Origin of the sequence: Salinibacter sp. (assembly GCF_042218895.1) — a bacterium.
Lineage (GTDB): Bacteria > Bacteroidota > Rhodothermia > Rhodothermales > Salinibacteraceae > Salinibacter.
The window spans coordinates 36193-40555 of record NZ_JBDGQQ010000092.1 but is presented as its reverse complement, the minus strand read 5'-3'; the positions used below and the strand labels follow the sequence as shown (position 1 = coordinate 40555).

General features: G+C 61.4%; 7 protein-coding genes. All 7 read left to right on the top strand.

The features are described 5' to 3' along the window. The coding region (locus tag ABEL04_RS08540; RefSeq protein ID WP_375801965.1) for an SIS domain-containing protein at nucleotides 1-386 on the top strand (386 nt) is incomplete at its 5' end. 141 nt (nucleotides 387-527) lie between these two features. Then, nucleotides 528-1601, top strand: a complete 1074-nt coding sequence (prfA, locus tag ABEL04_RS08535; RefSeq protein ID WP_375801964.1) for a peptide chain release factor 1 — start codon at nucleotides 528-530, stop codon at nucleotides 1599-1601. Nucleotides 1602-1903: 302 nt separating this feature from the next. Then, nucleotides 1904-2293 (top strand): 30S ribosomal protein S6, encoded by a 390-nt coding sequence (gene rpsF / locus ABEL04_RS08530; protein ID WP_375801963.1) that lies wholly within the window; start codon nucleotides 1904-1906, stop codon nucleotides 2291-2293. Between the two features lie 63 nt (nucleotides 2294-2356). Continuing rightward, nucleotides 2357-2569 carry a 30S ribosomal protein S18 gene (rpsR, locus tag ABEL04_RS08525; RefSeq protein WP_375801962.1) on the top strand — a complete coding sequence of 71 codons (213 nt, stop codon included), beginning with the start codon at nucleotides 2357-2359 and terminating at the stop codon, nucleotides 2567-2569. 54 nt (nucleotides 2570-2623) lie between these two features. After that, nucleotides 2624-3073 (top strand): 50S ribosomal protein L9, encoded by a 450-nt coding sequence (gene rplI, locus ABEL04_RS08520; RefSeq protein ID WP_375801961.1) that lies wholly within the window; start codon nucleotides 2624-2626, stop codon nucleotides 3071-3073. A gap of 111 nt (nucleotides 3074-3184) precedes the next feature. Then, entirely contained in the window at nucleotides 3185-4042 is an 858-nt protein-coding gene (locus ABEL04_RS08515) for an alpha/beta hydrolase family protein (RefSeq protein WP_375801960.1), read from the top strand. A gap of 65 nt (nucleotides 4043-4107) precedes the next feature. After that, nucleotides 4108-4344, top strand: a complete 237-nt coding sequence (locus tag ABEL04_RS08510; protein ID WP_375801959.1) for a hypothetical protein — start codon at nucleotides 4108-4110, stop codon at nucleotides 4342-4344. Nucleotides 4345-4363: the final 19 nt, after the last annotated feature.

Sequence of the window (4363 nt, the reverse complement as noted above, 5' to 3'; positions counted from 1 at the left end):
AGGGGGCGCTCAAGCTCAAGGAGATCTCCTACATCCACGCCGAGGGCTACCCGGCCGCCGAGATGAAGCACGGCCCCATCGCCCTCATCGACCGGTCGATGCCGGTCGTCTTCATCGCCATGAAAGACAGCACCTACGACAAAGTGCTCTCCAACATCGAGGAGGTGGCCGCCCGCGAGGGATCGGTGATTGCCATCACGGACGATAAGGACGCGGAGCTTGAGAGCCTCTGCGAGGCAGTCGTGGAGATTCCGAAGACCAAGGAGTTCCTTTCGCCGCTCCTCACGGTGATTCCGCTCCAACTGCTGTCCTACCACATCGCCGTGCTGCGTGGGTGCCACGTCGACCAGCCCCGCAATCTCGCCAAGAGCGTGACGGTGGAGTAGGGGGGGCCGTCGCTCCGACTATTCCTCCCGCGGTCCGACCGACGCCAGCTGAGAATGAGAACTCCGAAAGGACCGAACCTGCGATCCGTGGGGCCGTTTCAATGAAGTTGCACGTTCTAATCGATCAGTGCCCCGCCGCGCATGATTGAACTGGAAAAACTGGAAAAGGTCAAGCGTCGCTTCCAAGAGGTGGAAAGTCTATTGGCGGACCCGGAGGTAACCAACGATCCGGACCGCATGCGGGAGCTGGGGCAGGAGCACAGTCGTCTCGAAGGGGTCGTAGAGGCCATCGACCGCTACGAGCGCCTCCTGGAGGAGCGGGAAGAGCTCGAAGAGATGATCCGGAGCGAAGACGGAGAGATGGAGGCCCTCGCGAAGGAAGAACTCGAACAACTTGAGGACCGCCTTCCGGCCGTCGAGGAGGATCTTAAACAGAAGCTCATCCCGAAGGATCCGGAGGACGAGAAGAACGCCATCGTCGAGATTCGGGCCGGGGCAGGCGGTGACGAGGCCGCCCTCTTCGCCGGCGACCTCTTCCGGCTCTACACCCAATATGTGAAAAAACACGACTGGACCTACGAGCTAATCGATGCCTCGCCGGGCTCGCAGGGCGGCTTTCGGGAGGTCATCTTCGGGGTTAAGGGAAAAGACGTGTTTGGCACGCTCAAGTACGAGGCGGGGGTCCACCGCGTCCAGCGCGTGCCCGAGACGGAATCGAGCGGCCGCATTCATACGTCTGCCGCCACTGTGGCCGTGTTGCCGGAGGCCGAAGAGGTAGACGTGGATATCAACCCGAGCGACCTCACCATCGAAACCTTCAAGGCCACTGGTCCGGGCGGGCAGCACGTCAACACCACCGACTCGGCGGTACGCATCAAGCACGCGCCCTCGGGCGTGGAGGTCTCTTGCCAGGACGCAAAGAGCCAGCACAAGAACCGCGCGAAGGCGATGCGCGTCCTCCGGTCGCGGGTCTACGAGAAGAAACTAGAGGAGCAGCGACAGGAGCGAGAGGAAGCCCGGCGCTCGATGGTGGGGAGTGGCGACCGGTCGGCCAAGATCCGCACCTACAACTTTCCCCAGGACCGCGTGACAGACCACCGACTGGAGGGAGATCAGAAGAACCACTCGCTGCAAACCATCGTGGAGGGGGAGCTCGATCCGATCATCGATGCCCTCCGTACCAAGGAGCACGCGGAAAAGCTCGCGAATCTGTAGAGTATTGCGTATCTCGTATCGCGTATCTCGTACACGTCATCCGCACGCGATACGCGCTACGCAATAGTCCGAATGTCTGCGGGGGCACTCTTCTCTGACGAGTTTCTTTCCCCCCACGAGAGCGCCGGGTCTGTCGTTTCGGCATTCCTCACCCTGTTTTCAAGGCCTTCCTGCGACCTCGCGAGGGGGCGGTCGTACATACAGATTGGAGTTCTATCCCTGCTCCTCCGCACGCCGACGACCATCGGCATTCTACGAGGGGCATGATTCAGTATCTTACCATAGGGACATCAACTCGTGTCATGGCTAGCAACAAGTACCAGTACGAACTCACGTACGTCATCAGTGGGGTCGTCCAGCAAAATCAAGTGGACGACATTGTCCGCAAGGTGAACCACTTCATTGAGAGCAACGGGGGCGACGTTCTCGAGGTCGACGAGTGGGGCAATCAGCGTCTCGCCTACGAGATCGACCGCAAGCGCAGCGGGTACTACGTGAACATGTATTTCCAGGCCCCGGGCTCCCTTATTCAGCGGCTTGAGAACGAACTGGAGGTGAACGACGATGTGCTGCGTTACCTGACCCTGCGCATGGACGAGAAGATGAAGCGCCACTATGAGAAGCGGAAGCAGCGTCGCGCGCAGGAGCAGGCCGGCGAAGAGTCCAGCGACGACTCCGACGGTGAGGAGTAGTTCGACCCTCACCTCCGTCTTGCACCCTCTCTGCGAGTCTCTCGAATTTAGGCTTTCTGACCCATGGCTGACCAGAACGACCTCGACTACGAACACATCGAATACGTCGACTACAAAGACACCGAGTTCCTGGAGCAATTCATCAACAACCAAGGCAAGATCCTGCCACGCCGCGTGACCGGCGTTCCGGCCCGCGTGCAGCGCCAGATTACGACGGCCATCAAGCGGGCTCGTCATCTTGCCCTGCTTCCGTACGTGTCCGAGTCAATCCGGTAACGATCCCGCACACGCTGCCTTCCGCACATCCGACCCACTGATTCGACTCTACCCATGCAAATTATACTTCTCGACGACGTTGAACACCTCGGTGAGAAGGGGGAGATCCACGAGGTGGCCGATGGGTACGGCCGCAACTACCTCATTCCACAAGGCCTCGCCCGGGTGGCCACCGACGGGGCGGTCCGACAGCTCCGAGACGAACAGCGCCAGCAGGCCCGCAAGGAGGCCGCGAAGAAGGGAGAAGCCGAGCAGTTGAAAGAGGAGCTCGAGGACATGCAGGTCGTCTTTACGGCGAAAGTGGGAGAAGACAACCGCATCTTCGGCACGGTGACGACCCAGCAGATTGCCGTGGAGTTGTCCAACCGGGGCTTCGACATCGACCGGCGAAAGATTGAGCTCGACGAAGACATCCGATTCGTGGGGGCGTACACGGCAACCGTTGACCTGGACTACGGGGTCACGGCCACCCTGGACATTCAGGTCATTCCGGAATCTGGGTAGCCCCGGCCCGCGTTGTGCGTGTTGCGGCACGATACCGTGTAGCAAAAGTCCGGAGGACGCGGTTTCTTCCCCGGTTCCCTGTCTGTCGCCTGCTCACCACCGCCCTCCGCCATGCCTTCCTCTGTCCGCGAGGTTCCGTGTTCTGTTGAAAACACCCGGGGGGACGCGGTAGACTGTGACGTGCGATTCGTGGCGGGTGAAGAGACCCGGCCCGTCGTGGTCTTCTGCCACGGGTTCAAGGGCTTCAAGGACTGGGGCCCGTTCCCCGAGTGGGGACGCCGTCTCGCCCGGGCCGGATTTGTGGCGGTCCACGTGAACTTCTCCTACAACGGCGTGCACCGGGATGCGCCGATGGAGTTTACGGAGCTCGACAAGTTCGCGGACAACACCTTTACCCGAGAGCTCGACGATCTCCGGGCTGTCCTGGACGCGGTCTACCAGGAGCGACTTCCGGAGGCCCCTGTGGATCCGGACCGCATGGGCCTGATGGGCCACTCCCGAGGGGGCGGCACGGCCATCCTACAGACCGATCGCGATGATCGTGTGGACGCACTCGCCACCTGGTCGTCGGTCTCCACCTTCGTCGACCGCTTTACCGACGAGCAGATTGAGGACTGGGAAGCGCAGGGCTTCACCGAGGTCGTCAATCGTCGCACTGGGCAGGTCATGCGGCTCAACAAAACGCTCTACGACGATGCGAGGGCCCACGAAGAAGAGCTGGACGTGCGGGGGGCCGCCGAGCGCATCGACGTGCCGTGGCTCGTGGTGCACGCCCGCGACGACGAGTCGGTGTCCTTCGACGCGGCGCAGACGCTGGCGAACGCGACTGACGCTGCCGAGCTGATGGAGGCGGACGGAGGTCACACGTTCGGCGGGGCACATCCCTTCGACGGGACCGTGCCCGAGTCTTTGGTAGCTGTGTGGGAGCGTACAATTGACTTCTTCCGGGCGAGCCTTGACAACACGTAACTCACATCCGCGTATCGCTCACAGCGTCGTATCCATCCGCATCGCAGCTATAAACGGCGGGACCCATGCCCAAGACAACCGTCGACTCACATTCTGAACGGTCTACGCTGGTTCCCGGGGGACACCAGTTTACCCGGGACGAGTACTTCGAGATGGCCGACGCGGGCATTCTCTCCCCGGACGATTCGGTCGAGCTCATCGAGGGTCACATCGTCGAAATGAGCCCCGAAAACTCGCCGCACAGGGGTGCAGTAGTGAAGACTTCGCGGGCCTTCGGGTTGGAGCTCCGTGTTGGAGCTTGAAGGGAAAGACCATGCCCTT